The organism is Kitasatospora sp. NPDC022856 (assembly GCF_055561235.1).
The window spans coordinates 1-1829 of the sequence record NZ_JBVHHE010000125.1; the positions used below are offsets into that span (position 1 = coordinate 1).

Here is a 1829-nt window from a genome sequence, read left to right on the forward strand (position 1 = left end):
CGGGCGCTCGTCGCTCCCCAGACTCCCCACTCCGTTCAAAGCCGGACGAAGTGAGGTGAACAGCAGCGTTGGCCAAAATCGACCAGCCTCATCACTGCTCGCACAGCTCGCCGAGCACGGCGTGGAGTGGGCGTAGCGGGCCGTCCCGCGTCAAGGTCGGAATCTCCATGGCCGGTGGCTTCTCGCCCAGGACCGGGGGCGGGGCGCCGGGGGTGGTGAAGTTTGCCCAGCTGTAGGCTATCGGGGCCCTGAGAAAGCATTGGAAGGCCGTCACCTGCGGGTGGCGGCCTTCCGGGCTTCTACCGTGCGAGGTGCCTTGGTGGGGTGGGGTTCCGCGGCTTCGGGTGGGGAGACCTCACAGCTTCCGAACAATCCGGCCGCGAAGCTGCGCACCTGACTGGGAGACTTGGAAGGCCGACACCGTTGGCGACGGTCTTCCAGATGGGGGCACCCCCTTTCTACTGGAGTGCCTCGGGGTACCAGGGAGCTGTACTGGAGTAGGCCGGGTCGTTGCTCATCATGGCCTTCCGCCTGAGGCCGTCGGTCCACTGCTGGAAGATGGAGTCGTAGGACTGTCGGGCTTCGTTCAGCATGGCGGCGTCACCGTCGAAGAAGCCGGTCCCCATGAACGCGTCGACGGCCGTGCTGCGTCGCTCAACGGCCTGGGCCAGCCAGTCAGAGGGGGCGGGTCGGCACTCCTCCCGGTATCCGACGGCTCGGATGTAGGGGACGTCGGATCCGATGCCCCACGGGAGTGTGTGCCGGGCCTGGGCGAGCAAGCGGAGGTACTCGAAGCGTTCCCAGGCGTCGCGGTAGACGCCGGGGCCCAACGCCAGGTGCTGCACGAACAGCGGTTCCAGATAGTCGTGGAGGCGCTTCGAAGCCCGGGCAACACCAAGGACGGTGTCAGGGCTGAGCACACCTGCCGCGACCGTCCCGGCACGTTCGTGTTGTGCCTGTAGTTCTCCCAGCAGGCGGCCGGCCAGTTGCCACCGCTCCGCGGCGACCGCGGCGACGCCGGCGGCGTAGAGCATCATGAGCGCCGGGGCGCTCGTCAGGTTGAGCAGGCTGGTGAAGCCGTCACGGCCGACGGGTTCGGTGAGGCGCTCGATCTCCGGCATCCACCAGCGGTCGGTGCTCTCGGTTCCCCAGTAGGCGGCGGTGGCGACCAGGGCGAGGAGTGTCTCCGAGCCGGCCTCGATACCTGCCAGCCGGCGCTGGAGTTCCTGCCTGGGATCGGCGGGCTGCCAGGGGCCTTCGGCGCGGGCCGGCAGAACGGCGACAGCGCCGGCTTCCCGGCGCAGCATGTCGTGCAGGCCGATGGCGGGGCGGTCGCCGGCAAGCTCGCGTTTGGCGGTGGCGACGGCGATGGCGGTGTTGACCGGGTGCTTGCGGCCGGTTTCGGCGATGGCCGCGACGGCGTCGGCGGTCCGGCCGAGGAAGTCGTCGGCGGAGCCCTGGACAACGGTGGCGCTGCGCTGGGTGGCGGTGGTGGTTGCATCGGGGCCGAGGGGCTTGATGTCGATCCAGTAGGTGGCGAAGCGGCGGCCGGGGCAGCGGGCCAGTGCCTCGCGGAGGGCCGGGTCCCAGGTCGCGGACCAGCCTGCGATGACCAGGCCGTACTCGTCGATGACCTGGTCGAGGATGGTGTCGGTCTCGGGGGCGTAGGACTTGAGCTCGTCGGAGGTGTTGAGCATGGTCGCCGGGGCGAGGTAGTCGCCGTGCAGATGGATCACTAGTAGTACTTCGTTAACTTGGCTTGATCCTGATCTGTGCATCGGGCATCCTGGCGGGCGTGGACTTGGGGGAGATTGAGCAACTGCGTGGCG

General features: G+C 68.6%; 1 protein-coding gene. It reads right to left on the reverse strand.

Annotated elements, in window-relative coordinates:
* Positions 1-458 precede the first annotated feature (458 nt).
* Positions 459-1736, reverse strand: a complete 1278-nt coding sequence (locus ACZ34W_RS38610) for a hypothetical protein (RefSeq protein WP_465611169.1) — start codon at positions 1734-1736, stop codon at positions 459-461.
* Between the last annotated feature and the right edge of the window lie 93 nt (positions 1737-1829).